General features: G+C 72.7%; 24 protein-coding genes and 3 pseudogenes. 13 read left to right on the forward strand and 14 right to left on the reverse strand.

All coding sequences use genetic code 11. From position 1 onward, the window contains the following. Positions 1-22 precede the first annotated feature (22 nt). From QQK45_RS08035 to QQK45_RS08060, 6 genes and pseudogenes are all read left to right on the forward strand, one after another. Positions 23-616 carry a branched-chain amino acid ABC transporter permease gene (locus tag QQK45_RS08035; RefSeq protein WP_284292809.1) on the forward strand — a complete coding sequence of 198 codons (594 nt, stop codon included), beginning with the start codon at positions 23-25 and terminating at the stop codon, positions 614-616. Further along, entirely contained in the window at positions 613-1,089 is a 477-nt protein-coding gene (locus tag QQK45_RS08040; protein ID WP_284292810.1) for an ABC transporter permease subunit, read from the forward strand. The genes QQK45_RS08035 and QQK45_RS08040 overlap by 4 nt, the downstream gene beginning before the upstream one ends. A gap of 215 nt (positions 1,090-1,304) precedes the next feature. Beyond that, a pseudogene (locus tag QQK45_RS22030) lies at positions 1,305-1,592 on the forward strand (ABC transporter permease subunit); the annotation flags it as partial. 188 nt (positions 1,593-1,780) lie between these two features. Further along, positions 1,781-2,368, forward strand: a complete 588-nt coding sequence (locus QQK45_RS08050; RefSeq protein WP_348525342.1) for a branched-chain amino acid ABC transporter permease — start codon at positions 1,781-1,783, stop codon at positions 2,366-2,368. Next, complete coding sequence (locus QQK45_RS08055) at positions 2,365-3,372, forward strand: ABC transporter ATP-binding protein (RefSeq protein WP_284292812.1); 1,008 nt, start codon at positions 2,365-2,367, stop codon at positions 3,370-3,372. The genes QQK45_RS08050 and QQK45_RS08055 overlap by 4 nt, the downstream gene beginning before the upstream one ends. Beyond that, positions 3,359-4,078 carry an ABC transporter ATP-binding protein gene (locus QQK45_RS08060; protein ID WP_284292813.1) on the forward strand — a complete coding sequence of 240 codons (720 nt, stop codon included), beginning with the start codon at positions 3,359-3,361 and terminating at the stop codon, positions 4,076-4,078. The genes QQK45_RS08055 and QQK45_RS08060 overlap by 14 nt, the downstream gene beginning before the upstream one ends. Positions 4,079-4,107: 29 nt before the next feature. Here QQK45_RS08060 and QQK45_RS08065 read toward each other — a convergent pair whose 3' ends face one another. Then, positions 4,108-4,758, reverse strand: a complete 651-nt coding sequence (locus QQK45_RS08065; protein ID WP_284292814.1) for a histidine phosphatase family protein — start codon at positions 4,756-4,758, stop codon at positions 4,108-4,110. Continuing rightward, positions 4,755-4,901 (reverse strand): hypothetical protein, encoded by a 147-nt coding sequence (locus tag QQK45_RS08070; RefSeq protein WP_284292815.1) that lies wholly within the window; start codon positions 4,899-4,901, stop codon positions 4,755-4,757. The genes QQK45_RS08065 and QQK45_RS08070 overlap by 4 nt, the downstream gene beginning before the upstream one ends. Between QQK45_RS08070 and QQK45_RS08075 the strand changes: the two genes are divergently transcribed. After that, positions 4,889-6,352, forward strand: a complete 1,464-nt coding sequence (locus tag QQK45_RS08075) for an APC family permease (RefSeq protein WP_284292816.1) — start codon at positions 4,889-4,891, stop codon at positions 6,350-6,352. The two genes, QQK45_RS08070 and QQK45_RS08075, sit on opposite strands and share 13 nt — an antisense overlap. A gap of 57 nt (positions 6,353-6,409) precedes the next feature. Here QQK45_RS08075 and QQK45_RS22035 read toward each other — a convergent pair whose 3' ends face one another. From QQK45_RS22035 to QQK45_RS08130, 12 genes and pseudogenes are all read right to left on the reverse strand, one after another. Then, on the reverse strand, positions 6,410-6,784 hold the full coding sequence (locus tag QQK45_RS22035; RefSeq protein WP_348525344.1) for an HNH endonuclease signature motif containing protein: 375 nt from the start codon (positions 6,782-6,784) through the stop codon (positions 6,410-6,412). Continuing rightward, a pseudogene (locus QQK45_RS08080) lies at positions 6,758-7,591 on the reverse strand (DUF222 domain-containing protein); the annotation flags it as partial. The pseudogene QQK45_RS08080 and the gene QQK45_RS22035, both read right to left, overlap by 27 nt. 351 nt (positions 7,592-7,942) lie before the next feature. Beyond that, positions 7,943-8,392: a hypothetical protein gene (locus QQK45_RS08085; protein WP_284292817.1), complete on the reverse strand. Its 450-nt coding sequence runs from the start codon at positions 8,390-8,392 to the stop codon at positions 7,943-7,945. Next, a complete protein-coding gene (locus tag QQK45_RS08090; RefSeq protein ID WP_284292818.1) occupies positions 8,302-9,396 on the reverse strand; it encodes a hypothetical protein in 1,095 nt (364 codons plus the stop codon). Before QQK45_RS08090 ends, QQK45_RS08085 begins: the two co-directional genes overlap by 91 nt. Before the next feature lie 31 nt (positions 9,397-9,427). Continuing rightward, positions 9,428-9,934: a hypothetical protein gene (locus QQK45_RS08095; RefSeq protein ID WP_284292819.1), complete on the reverse strand. Its 507-nt coding sequence runs from the start codon at positions 9,932-9,934 to the stop codon at positions 9,428-9,430. Next, positions 9,931-10,983: a hypothetical protein gene (locus QQK45_RS08100; RefSeq protein ID WP_284292820.1), complete on the reverse strand. Its 1,053-nt coding sequence runs from the start codon at positions 10,981-10,983 to the stop codon at positions 9,931-9,933. Before QQK45_RS08100 ends, QQK45_RS08095 begins: the two co-directional genes overlap by 4 nt. Positions 10,984-11,105: 122 nt before the next feature. Then, a pseudogene (locus QQK45_RS08105) lies at positions 11,106-11,992 on the reverse strand (dihydroxyacetone kinase subunit DhaK). Between the two features lie 145 nt (positions 11,993-12,137). Beyond that, positions 12,138-12,788 (reverse strand): dihydroxyacetone kinase subunit DhaL, encoded by a 651-nt coding sequence (gene dhaL, locus QQK45_RS08110; RefSeq protein ID WP_284292821.1) that lies wholly within the window; start codon positions 12,786-12,788, stop codon positions 12,138-12,140. Beyond that, the gene (locus QQK45_RS08115; RefSeq protein WP_284292822.1) at positions 12,785-13,588 is read right to left on the reverse strand and encodes an HAD-IA family hydrolase; all 804 of its coding nucleotides are present in this window, start codon (positions 13,586-13,588) and stop codon (positions 12,785-12,787) included. Before QQK45_RS08115 ends, dhaL begins: the two co-directional genes overlap by 4 nt. Further along, complete coding sequence (locus QQK45_RS08120; RefSeq protein ID WP_284292823.1) at positions 13,585-14,448, reverse strand: class II fructose-bisphosphate aldolase; 864 nt, start codon at positions 14,446-14,448, stop codon at positions 13,585-13,587. The genes QQK45_RS08115 and QQK45_RS08120 overlap by 4 nt, the downstream gene beginning before the upstream one ends. A gap of 140 nt (positions 14,449-14,588) precedes the next feature. Further along, a complete protein-coding gene (locus tag QQK45_RS08125; protein WP_284292824.1) occupies positions 14,589-15,260 on the reverse strand; it encodes a hypothetical protein in 672 nt (223 codons plus the stop codon). Further along, positions 15,257-16,054: an ATP-binding cassette domain-containing protein gene (locus tag QQK45_RS08130; RefSeq protein ID WP_284292825.1), complete on the reverse strand. Its 798-nt coding sequence runs from the start codon at positions 16,052-16,054 to the stop codon at positions 15,257-15,259. The genes QQK45_RS08125 and QQK45_RS08130 overlap by 4 nt, the downstream gene beginning before the upstream one ends. Positions 16,055-16,261: 207 nt before the next feature. On the opposite strand from QQK45_RS08130, the gene QQK45_RS08135 reads away from it, so the two are divergent. The 6 genes from QQK45_RS08135 to QQK45_RS08160 all read left to right on the forward strand — a co-directional run bounded on the left by QQK45_RS08135 (position 16,262) and on the right by QQK45_RS08160 (position 19,107). Continuing rightward, positions 16,262-16,402 carry a hypothetical protein gene (locus tag QQK45_RS08135; RefSeq protein WP_284292826.1) on the forward strand — a complete coding sequence of 47 codons (141 nt, stop codon included), beginning with the start codon at positions 16,262-16,264 and terminating at the stop codon, positions 16,400-16,402. Next, entirely contained in the window at positions 16,399-16,800 is a 402-nt protein-coding gene (locus QQK45_RS08140) for a type II toxin-antitoxin system VapC family toxin (protein ID WP_284292827.1), read from the forward strand. The genes QQK45_RS08135 and QQK45_RS08140 overlap by 4 nt, the downstream gene beginning before the upstream one ends. Before the next feature lie 197 nt (positions 16,801-16,997). Then, positions 16,998-17,639 (forward strand): siderophore-interacting protein, encoded by a 642-nt coding sequence (locus QQK45_RS08145; RefSeq protein ID WP_284292829.1) that lies wholly within the window; start codon positions 16,998-17,000, stop codon positions 17,637-17,639. Positions 17,640-17,744: 105 nt separating this feature from the next. Further along, the gene (locus tag QQK45_RS08150; protein ID WP_284292830.1) at positions 17,745-18,230 is read left to right on the forward strand and encodes a hypothetical protein; all 486 of its coding nucleotides are present in this window, start codon (positions 17,745-17,747) and stop codon (positions 18,228-18,230) included. After that, positions 18,212-18,460, forward strand: coding sequence for a hypothetical protein (locus tag QQK45_RS08155; RefSeq protein WP_284292831.1), 249 nt, complete (start codon positions 18,212-18,214; stop codon positions 18,458-18,460). The genes QQK45_RS08150 and QQK45_RS08155 overlap by 19 nt, the downstream gene beginning before the upstream one ends. A 50-nt stretch (positions 18,461-18,510) precedes the next feature. Beyond that, on the forward strand, positions 18,511-19,107 hold the full coding sequence (locus tag QQK45_RS08160) for a molybdopterin-dependent oxidoreductase (protein WP_284292832.1): 597 nt from the start codon (positions 18,511-18,513) through the stop codon (positions 19,105-19,107). The last annotated feature ends 2 nt before the right edge of the window (positions 19,108-19,109 follow it).

Below are 19,109 nucleotides of genomic sequence, written 5' to 3' on the forward strand. Positions count from 1 at the left end.
CGGATCCACCCCGAGGAGCTCCATGAGCGCTCTCCTGCTCCCTGATGTCCTCGTGTCCGCCCACACGGCGCACGCCGTGCTCGCCGCGGACAGCGTCATCGACTTCAACACCTCCCGCCTGTTCTCCAGCTTCTGGTCCCTCACCGTCGACGGACTCACCTACGGCGCGATCTACGCCCTGATCGCGGTGGGGTACACGCTGGTCTACGGCGTCCTCCGGCTCATCAACTTTGCCCACTCCGAGATCTTCATGCTCGGGATGTTCGGGCAGTACGCGGTCCTGTGGGGCCTCGGTTTCGCGCCGCGAGGCGACGTCTACAGCCAGGGCACCGCACTGACGGTGTTCTATCTGCTGATCGCGATGATCGGTGGCATGGCGGTCTCGGGCGGCGCCGCCGTCGGGCTCGAACGGGTCGCGTACCGGCCGCTGCGCCGGCGCGGCGCCCCGTCGCTCACGTTCCTCATCACGGCCATCGGCGCCTCGTTCGTGCTCCAGGAGTTCGTCCACTTCGTGCTCCCGAAGCTCACCGGGGGAACTTCGGCGGGACGACCGCGCAGCAGCCGATCCGGCTCGTGCAGGAGGTCACGGTCTTCTCGTTCGGCGGTGCGGATGTGAGCAACGTCGACATCGTGATCGTCGTGGCCGCCCTCGTGCTCGCGTTCCTCGTCGACCGGTTCGTCAACGCGACCAAGTTCGGGCGCGGGATCCGGGCAGTGGCCCAGGACCCCGTCACGGCGACGCTCATGGGCGTGTCCCGCGAGCGGGTCATCATGCTCACGTTCCTGCTCGGTGGTGTGCTGGCAGGGGCCGCGGCGATGCTCTACAGCCTCAAGATCCCCAACGGGATCATCTACTCGGGCGGGTTCATCCTCGGCATCAAGGCCTTCGCGGCCGCAGTGCTGGGCGGCATCGGCAACCTGCGCGGGGCGCTGCTCGGCGGCCTCCTGCTCGGCGTCATGGAGCTCTACGGGCAGGCGCTCTTCGGGACGGAGTGGCGCGACGTCGTCGCGTTCGTCGTCCTCGTCCTGGTGCTCCTGTTCCGACCGACCGGCATCCTCGGCGAGTCTCTCGGGAGGGCACGCGCATGACGACGACGACCAGCACCCCCGCGACGACCGGCAGCGGCCGCCCGTACCACGGCGTCGGCGACCGGTTCCGGCTCTGGTGGGACGCCCAGGCCCGCCCGACACAGTGGCTCATCGGCGTCCCGTTCATCGTGTTCATCGCGTTCCTGCCGGTGCTCCGCATTCCGGTCCTCACGACCGTCGGCACCGACTTCGGCGGCGTCATGGCGCAGTTCGGGATGATCGCGCTCGTCGCGATCGGTCTGAACGTCGTCGTCGGGCAAGCGGGCCTGCTCGACCTCGGCTACGTGGGCTTCTACGCGATCGGTGCCTACACCGTCGCGCTCCTGACCAGCCCGGACAGCCCGTGGAACCTCACCGACCAGTGGCTGTCGGAGAGCTGGGCATGGCTGTTCTGCGTGCCCATCGCCATCGCGATCACGGCGCTCTCCGGACTGATCCTCGGTTCGCCGACCTTGCGGCTGCGTGGCGACTACCTGGCGATCGTGACTCTCGGCTTCGGAGAGATCGTCCGCCTGCTCGCGGACAACCTGACGCCCCTCACTCGAGGCGGGCAGGGCCTGACGAAGGTCGCCTACCCTCAGGTCGGATCCAGTGCGGAGCACCGGACGGGGTCTTCTCGGCAGGGAACAGCAACGCGCCCTGGAACTCCGGGCTGTGGTGGTTCTGGGTCTCCATCGTGCTCATCATCGTCGTGCTGCTCGTGGTGGGAAACCTGGAACGGTCTCGCGTGGGCCGGGCCTGGGTGGCGATCCGCGAGGACGAGGACGCCGCCGAGATCATGGGCGTGCCGACCTTCAAGTTCAAGCTCTGGGCGTTCGTGATCGGCGCGGGGATCGGCGGGCTGTCGGGCGCCCTCTACGCGGGGCAGGTCCAGTTCGTCTCGCCCGAGGGCTTCAACGTCGTCAACTCGATGTTCTTCCTCTGCGCGGTCGTGCTCGGCGGGCAGGGGAACAAGCTCGGCGTGATCCTCGGCGCCTTCATCATCGTGTACCTGCCGAACTTCTTCCTCGGCCGGACCGACCTGTTCGGGATCTCGATCGACGGCGACACGATCGCGAGCTACAAGTACCTGTTCTTCGGCCTCGCGCTCATCATCCTGATGATCTTCCGACCGCAGGGGCTGCTACCTGCCCGTCAGAAGCTGCTCGCGTACTCCCGCCAGCTCTACCAGGCGGCCCGGCGCGTGGCGTTGGCGCCCGTCGGGGGCGGCGACGGTCCGACGGGCGGCGCGAAGCCGGTGCCGGACGGTCCCGGGACGATCGACGGAGGTGAGCGATGAGCGAGCCCAACAGCCCCGACTCCCTGCGGGCGGGCACGGAGAGCGGGGAGCAGTTCCTCGCCCCCGACGGTGAGGTCGTGACCTCCGAGGACGGGCGTGAGGAGGACCTGCCCGACGGTGGTGTCCTCGAGGTCGACGTCGATCTCGCCACGGTCAACCCGGATCTCGCGGACGAGGCGACGGTCGCGGAGATCGTCGCCGCTGACCGCACGGTGCACGCCGAGGTCGGTGAGCCCCTGCTCCGGATGGAGGGCGTGAGCGTCAGGTTCGGCGGCCTCACTGCCCTGGACGACGTGTCGTTCGACATCCGCCGCGGCGAGATCCTCGGGCTCATCGGCCCGAACGGCGCCGGCAAGACCACGGCGTTCAACGCGATGACGGGCGTGTACCGGCCGTCGTCGGGCCGGGTCGTGTTCGACGGGCGCCCGCTCGTACGGGTCAAGCGCAACCAGATCACGCGCCTCGGGATCGCACGGACGTTCCAGAACATCCGCCTGTTCAGCGACATGACGGCGCTCGAGAACGTCGTCGTCGGGACGGACGCCCGGCACCGCACCTCGGTGCCGGGCGCGATCTTCCGCTCGGCGCGCCACCGGCGGGAGGAGCGCGACGCCATCGACCGCGGCATGGCGCTGCTGGAGTTCGTCGGGATCGGGGCGCGCGCCACGCATCAGGCGCGCAACCTGCCCTACGGGGACCAGCGTCGGCTCGAGATCGCCCGCGCGCTCGCCACCGAGCCCAAGCTGCTCTGCCTCGACGAGCCGGCCGCCGGGTTCAACCCGGCCGAGAAGGAGCAGCTCCAGGAGCTCGTCCGCAAGATCCGTGATGACGGGTTCACCGTCCTCCTTATCGAGCACGACATGCGCCTCGTCATGGGCGTCACCGACCGGATCGTCGTGCTGGAGTTCGGCCGGAAGATCGCGGAGGGCCTTCCTGCTGAGATCCGCGAGGACCCCGCCGTGATCGCCGCCTACCTGGGAGTGCCCGACGATGCCACTGCTTGAGCTCGAGAACGTCTCCGTCGCCTACGGGCGGATCGAAGCGGTCCGCGGGGTGTCGTTGACGGTCGACGAGGGGGAGCTCGTCACCCTCATCGGCGCCAACGGGGCCGGCAAGACCACTACGATGCGCGCGATCTCCGGCATCCGGCCGCTGTCGAGCGGGACCATCCGCTTCGACGGCCAGGACATCACCCGGATGCCCGCGCACAAGCGGGTCCTGGCCGGCGTGGTGCAGGCACCCGAGGGTCGTGGCGTCTTCCCCGGGATGACCGTCATCGAGAACCTCGAGATGGGCGCCTACGCCCGGACCTTCGAGACGAAGGCCGAGCACGACGCGACCCTCGCGAACGTCTTCGACCTGTTCCCGAGGCTGCACGAGCGCCGGACGCAGGTCGGCGGCACGATGTCCGGCGGCGAGCAGCAGATGCTCGCGATCGGCCGCGCGCTGATGGCTCGGCCGAAGCTCCTGCTTCTCGACGAGCCGTCGATGGGCCTCGCGCCCATGGTGATCCAGCAGATCTTCCGGATCATCAGCGAGATCCACGACCAGGGCACGACGGTGCTGCTCGTCGAGCAGAACGCCCAGCAGGCACTCTCGCGGTCGGACCGCGCGTACATCCTGGAGACGGGTGAGGTCACGACGACGGGCCCGGGCCAGGACCTGCTCGTGGACCCGGCGGTCAAGGCCGCGTACCTCGGGGTCGCCTGACACCCGCCGAGCGGCGGTGACGACGGCGGTCAGGCGCCCGACGGGTAGTTCCAGCCCTCGAGGGTGCGGATCCCGTGCCCGAACCCGAGCAGCGAGATCGACGCCGTCCCGAGCGCGAGGAGCGCACCCGTCGTCGGGGGGACGTCGAGCCAGGTGGTCGCGAGGACGCGCAGCACGTGCCCGTGCGCGAACACGAGCGCGCTGTCGCCGGCCTCCAGCGTGGGCAGCACCCGCTCGACGACGCGCGCGGTGCGGGCGGCGACGTCGTCGAGGGTCTCACCCGCGGTCGGGTGGGGCACGGCCGCATGCTCCGGCCCGACGACGTGGACGCCGTCGCGGAAGATCTCCCAGTCCGTGCCGGTCTCGGCGCAGATCTCCGCGCTGGTGCGCCCCTCGACGGGCCCGTAGTCCCACTCGGCCAGGTCCCCGTCGACGACGGCGCCCCCGAAGCCCGCGAGCTCCGCCGTCCGGCGCGCGCGCACCCGGGGGCTCGTGAGCACCGTGCGGAGACGCTGCCCGGCGGCGACGCGCGACGCGAGCAGGACGCCCGCCGCCCGCGCCTGCTCCTCGCCGTGCGCGGTCAAAGGGAGGTCGGACGTGCCCGTGTGCCGGCCGCTCAGCGACCACTCCGTCTCACCGTGGCGGACGAGGACGAGCTGGGGGCCGGGAGAGGAGGTCACGGGTCCATCGTCGTGGCGCGCGGCCGTGGCAGCACGTCGAACCCGTTCCCGTGCCCGCCGTGCCCGTGGACGCCGTCGCGTCCGGTGAGCGCGAGGGAGTCCGGGACGGCAGGCTGGCGTGGGGCGACCGGTGCGCGGAGCACCGAGGCGCCCACCGTCGACGACCGAGGAGCTGAGTACGGCGTCCACCGAGCACCGACCCGCGCGCGAGGCGTCCGCTTCCGCGCCCGAGGGCACCCTCCACCGGAGCCTGTCCCTCCGTCACCTCGTCATCTACGGGCTCCTGTTCATCGGCGTGACCGCGCCCATGGGCACCTTCGGCGTCCTCGACGCGCGCAGCAACGGCGCCGTCGCGCTGGTGTTCCTCGTCGCGACCCTGGCGATGGCGTTCACGGCGTGGTCGTACGCGCGCATGTCCGTCGCCGTCCCGAAGGCGGGGTCGGTCTCGGCCTACGCGACCGCGGGGCTGGGGCGGCGGCCGGGCTTCATGGCCGGCTGGATGATCGGCCTCGACTACCTCTTCATCCCGAGCCTGGCCGCGCTCTTCACCGGGATCGCCAGTCACGCCCTGGTCCCGGCGGTGCCCGTCTGGGTGTTCACGACGACGGCGGTGGTCGTCATCACGGGCCTCAACCTCGCCGGTGTCAGGCTCGCGGCGACGGTGGGGCTCGTGTCGCTGGTCGTGGAGATCGTCGTCCTGGCGGGCTTCTGCGTGGGCGCCGTCGTCGTGCTCGTACAGGACGGCCCGGCCCGGCCGTGGCTGTCCCCGCTCGTCGGGCTCGACGGGTTCACGCTCACCGGCGTGATCGGCGCGGTCTCGGTGGCGGCCCTCGCGTTCCTCGGCTTCGACGCGATCGCCACGTTCGCGGAGGAGAGCACCGGCTCTCCCCGGCAGGTCGGCCGGGCTCTCGTCTTCTGCCTCGTCCTCGCGGGGTTCCTGTTCGTCCTCCAGACCTACCTGGGCGCGCTCCTGACGACGACGACGCCCGCGGAGCTCGCCGCGCACCCGGACGAGCAGGGGACGATCTTCTACACGATGCTGGGCGACTCGATCGGGTCGTGGTTCGGCACGACGGTCACCACGGTGCGAGCAGTGGGGCCGGTGCTCTCCGCCCTCGTGGCGCAGGCCGCGGTGAGCCGCCTCATGTACGGGATGGCCCGCGACGGGCAGCTCCCGGCGCGGCTCGGCTCCGTGAGCCGTCGCACGGGCGTGCCTCGTCTCGCGATCCTCGTCTCCGCGGTCGCGACCGCCGTCATCGCCGTGGCCGCCGCCCTCCGGTCGGACGGGCTCGACCTGCTGTCGTCGATGGTCACGGTCGGGGCGCTGACAGCGTTCGTCTTCCTGCACGTCGCCGTCGTCGGGTACTACGTCGTCGGTCGACGTACCGAGGGCCGCGTGCTCCACACGGTCGTGCCCGTCGTCGGGGTCGTGATCGTCGTCGCGGTGCTGGTGCTTGCCAGCCACCTCGCGCTCGAGGTCGCCGCGGGCTGGCTCGTGCTGGGCCTGGTCGTCCTGGTTCTTCGCGAGAGGCGTCGCGGTCCTGAGGGCGGTGGGCCCGGCCCGCGCGTGGACGTCGCCCCCGGCGCGCGCTGATCGACGCCGCGCCCGCGAGGGCGACGACGACCGCTGCCCCGGCGAGCGCGTCGCGGGTCAGAACGGTGGCGGTCCGGTGCCGTCGCGGTTCCCTGTTGGTGGTGGCGACGTTGGTGGTGGCGACGTTGGTGGCGAGCCCTTCGGTGGGTCGCCCCCGACCACGACGGCCGGCGGCACGACGTGTTGGCGTCCGGTGGGTGAGGTCCACACGGCGTCGTGGGTGCGCTGGTCGACACGGACACACCACGACGTCTCGTGCTTGAGCCGGTGCTGGCGCCGGCACAGGTGCAGGAGGTTGGCCGCGTCGGTGGCGCCACCGTCGACGAACGCGGTGACGTGGTCGGTGTCGCAGCGGGCCGCGGGCCGGCCGCAGCCGGGGAACCGGCACGTGCCGTCACGCACGGCGAGGTGGCGGCGCAGGTCCGCGGGCACGGCGTAGCTGGTGCGCCCCACGGACAGCACGGCCCCGGTCTCGGGGTGGGTCAGGATCCGTGTGAACGTCGGCGCCGCGGCGGCGAGCTTGCGTGCCTCCTCGGGGCTGATGGGCCCGTACTCGTCGAGGGTCGCGGGCTGGTCGCCACCGAGCAGCGTCAGGACCGGGACGGTGACCGCGACCCGGGGCACCAGGCCGCGGGCGTGACGTGCGAGCCCACCGTTCACACCGCCCGCCCCGGCGGTGCCGTCCGCGGGGTCGGTGTCGGCGGTGCCCGGGGTGTCGAGCAGGAGCGCGGTCAGGGTGTCGGCGCGGAGCTGGTCGGGGGTGCGGGGCTCGTCGGGGCCGACGAGGGTGCGAGCGGCGTGGTCGAGGCGGTCGAGGATCGCGTGCCCCGCCGCGGCGGGCAGGAACGCGCTGAGCCAGGCCATCCCGTCCGGTGCAGGGTCCAGGCGCACGCGCCGGTCGGCTGCGGCGCGGCGGTGGCGTTCGGCCAGGGCCTCGGGGTGGACGAGCTCGCGGGCGCGACGTGCCCGGCGCCCCAGGCCCGTGGGCGTGGAGGTCGAAGCGAACGGGAGCACGGCTGTCTCCACGGCCTCGCGGGCCGGCGCCTCGAGCCCGGCCGTGTGCTCGGCGATGACCTGCGCGTGCCGGTAGGAGACGGTCCCGTCTGCCATCGCGTCCAGGGTTCGGGGCAGCCCCTCGACCAGGACCTCGGCCTCCTCGACGAGCCTCGACGTGGTCGTCTCCGGGAGCTGCAGGGCGGTCGCGAGGTCCGCCACGAACGCCCGGTGGGCGAGCTCGGCCCGCTGCTCCGTGAGGGGCGCGCGAGCCGCCGCCGACTCCGGGTCGAGAAGGGTCGCCTCGGCGAGGGGACCTGACGGCGCGCGGTGTTCAGGATCAGCGTCCGCAGCGCCGTGAGCCGCAGGATCGCGTGCTCCACCTCCACGACCGCCGTGATCGCCCGGTCCATCAGCTCCGCCCCCACCGGCCCACGCTCACCGCCGGACACGACCCCGGCGCCGGCGACCGCGGGAAGGCGCGCTGCGCCGTCGTCCGCGGTTCGGGGCTCCGTCGAGGTCATGCGACCAGTCAACACCGACCCACTGACATTTGCTCGAACACCTGTTCGACACGGGAGGGGTCGCCGGGGCGCGTCACCCACGGGACGAGGCCGCCCGGTCGCGCGTTCGTCGGACGAGCAGGAGGGCGCCGCCCGCGACGACGACGGCGCCGCCGACCGCGATCCACGTCGGCAGGGCGGTGGGGATGCCGAGGTAGACGCAGATCCCCAGGATCCGGTGCAGGCCCCAGGGGAGGAGGGCGAGCTGGTCGTTCCAGGCGGTGAGCGTCGTCTCGAGCCCGACCCCGGCGACGACCACGCCCCCGACCACCAGCGGCGCCCCGGCGGCGACGGCGACGACGCCCGCGGCGCGTCGCCGGGTCAGCCCGTACCGCGCGCGCAGCACCGCGAACGTCGCGACGAACAACCAGCAGAACAGCGCGAACGCGACGGTCACGTAGGCGGCACGCTGGACGGGCACCGTCCAGAACCCGAACCAGTAGCGGCCCGGGCCGCGCCACGCGAGCACCGCGAGCAGCAGCACCGACCGGACGAGCGCCACCCCACCGACCGCGCTCCACAGCCAGAACCCGTCCCGCCGCCCGACGAGCGCCCGGGCGGTGAGCGCGAACAGCGCCCACGCGCCGAGCGTGAGGGCGAGGTGCACCGGTGCGTCGAACCACGTGTACGCGAGGCGCGAGAGCACCAGCACGACGGCCGGGAGAGCCCACACCAGCACACGGTCGACGCGCCCGGGCGCACCGCCGTCGGGGGTTCCGGCCAGGCCGGCGCGGTCCACGACGTCGACCGGTCCGAGCCGCCACGGCCGCGTCCCCCGGTCCACAGCGCGTGCAGCGCCCGGTGCCCGGGGAACCGGGGTCGACGCCCGGACCACGCCCCCAGTCCGAGCGCCGCCACCACGAGCACCAGGAGCCCCCGCGCGACCCACGCCATGGCGACGTCCCGGTCGGCGCGCTCGAGCCCGAGGTTCGCGGCCGTGAAGTTGTACGCCGGGAGCTGGAGGTCGTCCCCGTACCGGTGCTCGTGGTCGGCGAGGGCGGCGCGGAACCGCGTCTCCGCGGACTTCCAGGCGGCCTTCGCGGCGCCCGACCCGGTGTCGAGCCACTGCGCGTGGCGCAGGACGGTCTCGCGGTACGCGTCGAGCGTCGTGAACAGGTTCTGCTCGTAGTCGAGCGCGGCGACGAACTGCGTGCGCGCGTCCGGAGAGGCCCACGACGACGCGGCGGTGCCCACGACCAGGTCCCGCATCTTCTCGACCGTCGCGACGGCACGACGCCCCTGCGCGACGGCCTCGTCGACGTGCGGCGTCGTCAGCGTGTAGATCGTGTCGAAGGTCGCGGTGTCGCCCGAGACGATGTCCCACTCGAAGATCCACATCATGGGCGGGGGCTCGAGGCCCAGCGCCTTGACCGACTGCTCGGCGTACGGGCCGAGGTAGAGGCCGTCGGTGATCGCGGACCGCGACAGGGCGAGCGCGTCCGAGATCGCGGCGACGGTCGCCGGGTCCGAGGAGAAGGTCTGCCGCACCCAGTCGCCGCGCAGCCGCGCGACGTCGGCGTCAGGGTCGGCCGCGAGCTGCGCGGCGAGGTAGGCGTTCAGGTCCCACAGCTGCCAGAACCCGTCCCGGAGAGAGGTCCCGCGGCCCGGCGTACAGCGGACCGCCCGTCTGCGCCCAGTCCCAGATCCCCTCGACGTTCGGGTTCGCGGCAAGGAACCTCTGCAGCGCGGCCTGGTCGAGCGCGCCGAGGTCGTCGGGCAGTGCGCCCTGGCCCTCGAACTCGCGGCGCGCCTGCAGCTCGACGATGCGCCGCTGGTCCCCGACGGCGAGCGTCGGGTTGAGCGCCAGGTAGCTGTAGAAGTCGCCGGCGGAGTACTTGGTCGACACGATCAGGTGCGGGTCGTGGATCGCTCCCAGCACCTCCTCGTACGACGCCGGGTTCGTGTGCAGGTCGCCGACGGCTCCGATCCCGACCGTCCACGTCCGGAAGACGACGTCCTTGTCCGCCGCGCCCGCGGTCGCGAGGAACGCGTGCAGCATCGCCTGGACCGCGTCCGACGTCGTCACGGCGAGCTTCGACCCGTAGTCCCAGCCGGCGAGCTGGTAGGCCGAGCCTCCTCGCCGACGCGGATCATGAGCCCGTCGACGAACGGCATGGCGCCGAAGAGCTCGCGCAGCCCGTCCTGGTAGACGGACCAGAGCTTCGGGGACGTCGTGTCGAGGCTCCCGACGGTCCGCTGCAGATAGGCCTCGAGCGGCGGGTCGACGGCGAGCATGTCGGTCGACAGGTAGACCTTCATGCCCAGGTCGTGCGCGTACTTCCAGACCGGTGCGAACGCCTGCACCAGCGCCTGCGCCCGGGCGGCGTGCGGGTCGCCGTCGGGATAGACGCCCAGGTCGGCGAACGTCACGTACTCGAGGAACCCGGGCACCACGACGCCGTTGTAGCCCTGCTGCAGCGCGTGGTCGACGAGCGCACGGAACTGTGTGGAGATCGTCGCGACGGCGTCCGGGTCGACCCAGGGCGCGTGCGGGAGCAGGGCCGAACCGACGACGTCCGAGTTGAGGGAGTAGTCGTCGCCCGCCGCGAACCGGGCCGGGTCGTCGTCGAGCCCGACCGCCCCGACGTCCGTCAGCCGCAGGCCGAGTCGCGGGCCCCGGGCGACGCCGTCCTCGTCGTCGGGCAGGACGGCGCTCGCGGACCGGACCCGGTCGGCGACCTGGTAGAGGCCCGCGGCCGCCCCGGCGGAGGTGCCCGCGTCGAGCGTGAGGCCCGCGCCGGAGCGCGAGAGCCGGAACTTCTCCCCGCTCAGGCCCGACGACGGCGCCACCCGGACCGCCAGCACCGCGCCGGCCGGGCCACGGGTCAGGTCCGCGGCGGCGATCGCCGGGCGGGCGAGGCCACGTCCGGCGTACGCGTCGCCGACGGCCTGCGCGGCGAGCCGCACGGGCCTCTCGTCGGGGGCCGTGACGAGCCGGAGCGCCGGGGCCGCGACGTCCGCGCGGGCGGGCTGCGTCGTCGTGCGCTCGACGGGGACGTCGGCGGGCGCGTGGCTCAGGCCGAGGAGGGCGCCCACCTGCCATGCGACCCCGGCACCGAGGGCGAGCAGGACCACGACGACGACGGCGAGGGTGAGGGGCCGGGGCGACGTGCGTCGCCCCCGCCCCCGGCGGCGGTACCGGGCACGGGCACATCCTCGCACCCGCGCCCGGCCAGCCCGTGCGCCGGACCCGCACGTCAGAAGACGCGCACCGCCACCTCGGCGGGCGCGAGGAGGAGCCGCTCGATCTCGTCGTCGAGCTTGACGAGCGTGATCGACGCGCCGGCCATGTCGAGCGACGTGCAGTACTCGCCCACGTACGACCGGGCCACCGAGATCCCCAGGTCCGCGAGCTTGCGGTGCGCGATCCCGTAGACGAGGTAGAGCTCGCTGATCGGGGTGCCGCCGAGCCCGTTGACCATGAGTGCCACCCGGTCGCCCGACTGGAACGGCAGGTCCGCGACGACAGGGTTGAGCAGCTCGTCGACGAGGTCGTTCGCGGGCGCCCACTTCGCGCGCCGGCGGCCCGGCTCGCCGTGGATCCCGACGCCGATCTCGATCTCGTCGTCGCCCAGCTCGAACAGGGGCGAGCCCTTTGCGGGGGCGTGCACGCGGTGAGCGCGAGGCCCATGGTGCGGGTCACGGAGTTGACCTTCTCGCCGATCCGGACGAGCTCGTCGAGGTCCGCGCCCTCCTCGGCGGCGGCGCCGACGGCCTTCATGACGAAGAAGTTCCCGGCGACGCCGCGGCGTCCGACCGTGTACGTGGAGTCCTGGACGGACACGTCGTCGTCGATGAACAGCGTCTTGACGTTCACGCCGTCGGCGGCGCTCATCTCGGACGCCATGTCGAACGCCATCCGGTCGCCCGTGTAGTTGTTCACGAGCAGCAGGACGCCCTTCGGCGACGCGAGCAGCTTGGTCGTCTCGTACACGTAGTCCATGGGCGGCGCGGAGAACACGTCGCCGGGGCAGGCGCCGTCGAGCATGCCCTTGCCGACGACCATGACGTGCGCGGGTTCGTGGCCCGAGCCCGAGCCCTGGATGATCGAGACCTTGTCGTCGCGGGGCGCGTCCGTGCGCATGATGAGGTTGTAGTCGGGCACGTAGGTGAGCGTGTCCGGGTTGGCGAGCGCGATGCCCTGCAGCATCTCGGGGACGTACTGCTGCGGGTCGTTCACGAACTTCTTCACGGCGGTCTCCTGGGGTCGTGCGAGGGGTGGGTGAGAGTCAGGCGACGGTCGGCCGGTCGGGCCACTGGGCGGCGAGCCGCTCGAGGATGACGGCGACCGCGGTGGCGCCGGCGTCGACCGAGCCGATGGACCGCTCGCCGCTGTACGCGGCGCGGCCGCGCTTGGCGAGCATCGAGACGGTCGCGTCGGCCGCCTCGCGTGCGGACGCCGCGGCGTCGGCGACGACCGTCGCGCCGTCCTTCCCGGCGGCGAGCGACGCCTCGATCGTGTCGGTCATGGGCACGAGCGCGTCGAGGAGGGTCTTGTCGCCGACGTCGGCGTTGCCGCGCGCCTTGATGCCGTCGATCGCGGACCGCAGCATCGCGACGACGTCGTCGCCGGTCAGCTCGTCGCGGCCCTTCGCGAGGGTCGCCCCGCGCAGGAACGCCGTGCCCCAGATGGGACCGGACGTGCCGCCGATCCGGCCGGTGATCGCGACCGCGATCTTCTGCAGGAACGTGCCGATGTCGCTGCGGTCGTAGGTGTCCCAGTCCTTGACGACGACCTCGAACCCGCGCGCGAGCGAGTACCCGAAGTCGCCGTCGCCGACGACCGCGTCGAGGTCGCCGAACTCCTTCTCGTTGTCCAGGCAGATCTGGGCGATGCTGCGGACGACGAACTCGACGTCCGCGAAGCTCTGCGTCGTCATGGGGTCTCCTTCGACTCCGGGAGGGGTGGGCGGGGCGCGGCGAGGATCGCCTCGAGGGTGCCGATCGTGACGACGCCGTCGGCGCCGAGGCCGAGGGGGTCCGCGAGGACGTCGGCGGGTGCCCCGGGCTCGCCGAGGGACGCGACGACGAGCGACGCGCCCGTGAAGTCGTCGTCCCCGGTGTAGGCGCTGACGGTGACGACCGTGCGGAGTCCGGCGGCGAGCGCGGCCCGCAGGCCGCCGCCCGAGTCCTCGACGACGACCACGTCGTCCGGGTCGAGACCGAGGCGCTCGAGGGCGAGCAGGTAGATATCGGGCGCGGGCTTCTTGTGCGCGACGACGTCGCCCGCGAGCACCGTGAACCGGCTCGCCAGGGCTCCCGGCACGGCGTGCTCGAGGACGGCCCGGACGGAGGGTTCAGCCGACGTCGACGCGACGGCGAGCGCCCACCCGGCGGCGTCCGCCTCCGCGGCGAGCCGCGCGACGCCGGGCCGTGCGGGCAGTCGGCCCTTCGCGACGAGGTCGGTGTAGATCTCCGTCTTGCGGCGGTGCCAGGTCGCGAGGAGCTCGGCCTGGCCGTCGTCGGCGGCGGGGTAGTCGTTCGCGGCGACGAACTCGGGTGTGAGCAGGCTGCGCATGCGCTCCTTGCCACCGCCGATGCGCACGAGGCGCGCGTACTCGCCGTCGGACCACTGGACCGGGACGCCGAGCTCGCGGAACGTCTGGTTGAACGCGGGCAGGTGGCCCTCGCGCTCGGTGTCGGCGAGGACGCCGTCGCAGTCGAAGACGAGCGCCTTCACGACGCCTTCCCCGCACTCCCGAACTTCCGGGCGAGGGCGCCGGTCATGTCGACGAGGTCCTGGCGCACGGCCCGGAACAGCGACGGCGGGTCCCACTTGTCCGTCGGCTCGGCCGTCTCGCGCAGAAACCGGAGGTTCGACTGCATGAACGTGATCTTGAGCTGGGTCGAGATGTTGACCTTCGCGCAGCCGCGGGCGATGAGGTCGGCGAACTGGTCGTCGGCGAGGCCGCTGCCGCCGTGCAGGGCGATCGGGGTGCGTGTGGCGTCGACGAGCTGGGTGACCCGCTCGAAGTCGAGGTCGGGCCGCGCCGAGTAGACGCCGTGCGCGTTCCCGATGGCCGGCGCGAACACGTCGACGCCCGTGGTCTCGATGAACCGGACCGCCGTCTCGAGGGACTGCCGGTGCGACTCGGTGTCCGAACCGATGCCGTCCTCGACGCCCGTGATGGACTCGATCTCGCCCTCGACGTGCGCGCCGTAGCGCCGCGCCTCGGCGACGACCTCGACGGTCTGCCGCTGGTTCTCCTCGACGGGCATGGTCGACGCGTCGAACAGGACGGAGTTCCAGCCCTGCTCGAGGCAGTCCGTGATGACGTCGCGCTCCGGACAGTGGTCCAGGTGCAGCGCGACCGGCACCTCGATGCCCTCGGTCATGGTCTTCCACATGCCGAACAGGACCTTCGACCCGTACGCCTTGACCGTCTTGACGGACGTCTGGACGATCAGCGGCGACCGCGCCTCGACCGCGCCCGCGAGCACCGCCTCGAGCGACAGGTCGTTCACGATGTTGATCGCCGGGACCCCGTAGCGCTCGTCGAACGCCGCGTCCACGATCTCCTTGAGGGATACGACCGCCACCGCTGCCTCCTCGCTCGCGGGCCCGCCCGGACGGGGCGGCTCCCTCGCACCGTAGGCAGGGGGCGGGCGCGACCGGCATGGGGTGTTTCCCCCACGCCCTGTGGGGGGCGGGGTAGGGGCCGGGTGCGGCTGGGTCCGCGTCAGCGGCGGCGCGCGGCCAGCCCGGCCGTCCACCACGCGAGCGCCCCGCCCACCCCGACGACGGCGCACGCCACGCCCGCGAGCACGGCCACCCCGGTCGCGCCCGGGTGCCCGGTCCGTTCGACGGCCACGGACACGGGGGCCTGCGGGACGACGACGAGGAGCACCGCGACGAGCAGCAGCAGGAGGAGCGACGCGGTGCGGCTCGCGACGAGCGGCCGCGACAGGGCCCCCGCGACGACGACGCCGCACACGCTCGCGACGACGTGCGCGAGCACCGCGCACACGGCCAGCGTCGCAGTGATCCCGTGCGCGGGCGACGCCGGGTGCACGGGGTCGCGGGACGAGAACCACGCGACCACGAAGGAGACGGGCGTGAGCGCGACGCTGCCCACGACCGCGGCCGCGAGCGTGCCGAGGCGCTCGCGGCGAGCCCCACCCACGGCCGCGGCGAGCACGGCCGACTGCTCGGCCGCCTGCGAGCCGAGCGTCGTGAGCGTCAGCCACGCCGCGACGAACAGGAGGACCACGGCATTGAGGGCGAGCGCGTCGGGCGCCCGCCCGGAGGACGCGTCGAAGAGCAGCACGCCCACCACGAACGCGAGCCACGGCGCGACCCAGACCTGGGCGCGCGAGCACCGGGCGACCGTGTAGGAGACGAGCGCGCTCACCGGGCCTCCTCGCTGCGGGCCCCGGGTGCGGGGCGCACGTCGAGGACCGACCCGCCATGGCTCAGCACGGCCAGCAGCGCGGCGTCGCGGTCCGTCGCCGCGAGGGTCAGGGCGCGCTCCGTCCCGTCGGGCTCGCGCACGAGCGCCCTGACCGCACCGTGGCTGTCGCGCGGGCCGGTGGTGTCGACCCCGGGGCGGCGGGCCACCTCCCGCACGACCCGGCTACCGCCCACCCGGAGCTCGAGCGCGCCGGGAGTGACGTCGTCGTGCGTGGCCCGCAGGACGGTCGCGCCGCGTGCCACCGCCTCGTCGACGAGGGAGGCGAGCTCGGCGGAGGCGGCCTCGTCGAGGCCGTCGCGCGCCTCGTCGAGCACGACGAGCCCGACGGGTGCGAGGAACGCGTGCGCGAGCCCGACCTTGAGCCGGTTGCCCTTGCTCAGCGAGCCCAGCCGGGCGCGGGGGCTGGGGCGCAGGTCGAGCCGGTCGAGCAGGACGTCCGTGCGCCGGGCCGCCTCCGCGGCGCCGAGCCCGAGGACGCGGCCGGTGCGGCGCAGGTACTCGTCGGCGCGCATGGTGCCCGGTGGGGAGAATCGTTCGGGGACGTAGCCGACATGGCGCGGGCGCCCGACCACGCGGCCCGACGTCGGCTCGAGCGCGCCCGCCGCGATCCGCAGCAGCGTCGACTTGCCCGAGCCGTTCGGCCCGCGGACCGCGACGTAGCCCTCGAGGTCGAGGTCGACGTCCGCGAGCACGTCGACGTCGCCGTAGCGCTGGGTCACCGCGACGAGACGCACGCGCCGACCCTAGCGCGCGGCGGCAGCCCAGCGGCGCGCGCACCGCATGGTGTGACACCAGTGCTCCAAGTGTTACACGTGTGGACATGCCGACCACGCGACCTTGACACGCGATCACGGAGACCGACGCCATCGCGCACGGCGCTCGACGTCGCGCGTCGCCGGTGGCCGAGAGACCGGCCGTCCGCCCTGCTGACGCATCTGGTCGTGACGGGCGCGAACGCCGTCGAGGGCGAGCTGAGCGCCGGCGAGCGGCAACACCGGCGTGCCGTCGAGAAGCTCACGAGCCTGGCGGAGTACTACCCGGACGGCTACCTGGAGGACCTCCGTGAGGGCTGGCCGGAGTGATCGTCGTCGACGCGGGCGTGGTCATAGCGGCGACCACGCCCGCTCACCTGCACCATGACGCCGCGCAGCGCATCGTCGCCGAGCACGGAGGCGGTGGGATGGTGCTCCACCCGTTGACGATGGCCGACATCCTCGTCGGTCCGGCGCGGGGTGGAGCCGAGGCGCACGCGCGGCGCGTGCCCGAGGCGGCGGGCTTCGGCCTCGCGCCCGACGGCGGGCCTTCGCCGGAGGGAGGCGCTCGCGCGGTTACGAGCCCCGTTGCGCTGAAGATGTCCGACGCGTGCGTCCTCGCGACGGCCGAGCAGCTCGGGGTGCCGCTCGCGACGTTCGACCAGCGCCTCACGCGCGAGGCCCTGAACCGGCAGGTCGTCGTCCTCGGGCTCGACGCCGACGGCTGACTCGGCGTTGTCGTGGGCGATGCTTCGGGGTCCTCGTCGTCCTGCTGAAGTACGCGCTGCACTGAACACTAAGGCAAGCCTTGCCTAACTTGCCATGGCGGACTAGCGTCCTGGGCCATGGCGGCGAACTGGCAGCGTGGTGTCCTCCGGGCGATGGGCGTCCACAACCACCCCTCGAGGTCGTCGGCGTCGAGGACGTGACGCCCTGGTACCGGCGCCTGCGCGTCAGCGCGCCGAGCTTCGTCGCGACGCTCGAGCCGCACCCCACGATCTGGCTGCGCCTGTGGGTGCCGTCGCTCACGCGGGACAAGCTCGTGCAGCGCGGCTACACGATCCTCGACGTCGACCACGACGCCGGACGGTTCAGCCTCGAGCTCGTCCTGCACCAGCCGGAAGGCCCGGCGGGCGTGTGGGGGAGGGACGCCGTCGTCGGGTCCACGGCCGAGGTGGCGATCACGACGCAGAAGCACCGCGTGGACCTCGCGGCCGGAACGGTCGTCCTGGCCGGCGACACCACCGCCGTCCCCGCGGTGCGCACCGTCCTGGACGCGCTGCCGCCGGCCACGCGCGCCGTCGTCGTGCTGGCGGACGCCCACCCCGACCGCACCGACCTGCCGCTCCCCGAGCGCGAGAACACGAAGCTCACGTGGGTGGAGGACGGGGACGACGTCGTCGCCGCGCTCCGGGAGCACGACGTCGACCCCGCCGACACGTACGTGTGGGCGGGCGGCGAACGGCGCCTCGTCAAGGCGGTCCGGTCGTACGCGCGCGACCTCGGCGTCGGGCGGGACCGGCAGTACACCCAGGCGTACTGGATCGAGGGGCACGACGGCGGCTGAGCTCGCCTGAACGCGAGAAAGGGCCCATCGGCATCTACCGATGGACCCTCGCTCCAAGCTGTAACAGAGAGACCTGCCTCTGCCTTCGTGCCCTAGGTTACGACAGTGACCTCGAGCGGAGCAATCCTGAGCGCTACCGACGCGGCCGTCCGGTCTGCGGTCAGCACCGCCCGGTTGAAGCCGTATCTGGCCGAGACGGGCTCGAACACGAACGACGCGATCCGGCTGTATCAGTGGAACATCGAGCTCTCGGCGGCCGCGTACGAGCTCTTGCACTTCTTCGAGGTCGCGCTCCGCAACGCGATCGATGCTCAGCTGTGCAGGTGGAACGCTGAGCAGGTTCGCGATGGTGCAGGTCTTGGGCGTGACTGGTTGATGGACCCGGCGTCCCTACTGAACCGCTTGGCCGGCAAGGACATCGCCGAGGCGAAGCGGCGCGCCGGTGTCGCGGCCCGTCGGCGGACAGGACCCCGCAAACATGCGCCGGTCGAGCATGCCGACGTCCTCGCCAATCTCAGTCTTGGCACCTGGCGCTATCTGCTGCCGGACAACGACGAGGGCCGCCAGTTCCTGTGGAGGAAGCGATCGTGAACGCGTTTCCAGTCTGGAGCCGGGCGCCCCGGGACCTCACCAACGCCGTGAACCGTGTGCTGCTGCTGCGCAACCGCGTGGCCCATCTCGAGCCACTGCTGAACACCAACAACGTGCAGGCTCAGCTCACCAACATGCGGATCGTGCTCGAGGCGGTCGATCCTTTGCTCGCGCAGTGGGCGATGGGCTGGCAGCGGATCACGGCAACGATCAGAGCCCGACCCGTCTAGAGCCCGACAGTGGTCTGGCGGGTCGCGGGCCGCGCATCTAGCGTGAGCCCATGACCCTCACCCCGGGGTTCCAGGGACGACCGCGACCGACCGGCGTGGCGCTGCCGCCCGGCCAGTACGAGGTCACCGACTTCCCCGTCCTGTCCGCCGGACCGACGCCGCGCGTGCCCCTCGACTCGTGGGAGCTCGTGATCCGCAACGAGGACGGCGCCGACTGGCGCTGGTGCTGGGACGAGCTCCAGCGCCTGCCGCAGGAGGACCCGCACGTCGACCTGCACTGCGTGACGCGGTGGTCGAAGTTCGGCACGAGCTGGCGCGGCGTGAGCCTCGACCTTCTGCTCGCCGACGTGACCTCGACCGCCCAGTACGCGCTCGTCGGCTGCTACGGCGGATACACGACGAACCTCCCCGTCGCGGACCTGCTGGGCGGCAAGGCCTGGATCGCCCACACGTACGACGGTGCCCCGCTGGCCCCGGTGCACGGCGGCCCGGCCCGCCTCCTGGTCCCGCACCTGTACCTGTGGAAGTCCGCGAAGTGGGTCCGCTCGATCCAGCTCCTCCGCGACGAGCAGCAGGGGTTCTGGGAGCAGCTCGGCTACCACGACTACGGCGACCCGTGGCGCGAGCAGCGCTACCAGGGGGACTGACC

It is taken from the genome of Luteimicrobium album (assembly GCF_030161555.1).
Classification (GTDB): Bacteria; Actinomycetota; Actinomycetes; order Actinomycetales; family Cellulomonadaceae; genus Luteimicrobium; species Luteimicrobium album.

Excerpts from the sequence above, each read along its gene's own strand:
- QQK45_RS08035 (WP_284292809.1), top strand. The coding sequence starts at position 23 with ATGAGCGCTCTCCTGCTCCCTGATGTCCTCGTGTCCGCCCACACGGCG.
- QQK45_RS08055 (WP_284292812.1), top strand. The coding sequence starts at position 2,365 with ATGAGCGAGCCCAACAGCCCCGACTCCCTGCGGGCGGGCACGGAGAGC.
- QQK45_RS08060 (WP_284292813.1), top strand. The coding sequence starts at position 3,359 with ATGCCACTGCTTGAGCTCGAGAACGTCTCCGTCGCCTACGGGCGGATC.
- dhaL (WP_284292821.1), bottom strand. The coding sequence starts at position 12,788 with ATGACGACGCAGAGCTTCGCGGACGTCGAGTTCGTCGTCCGCAGCATC.
- QQK45_RS08160 (WP_284292832.1), top strand. The coding sequence starts at position 18,511 with ATGACCCTCACCCCGGGGTTCCAGGGACGACCGCGACCGACCGGCGTG.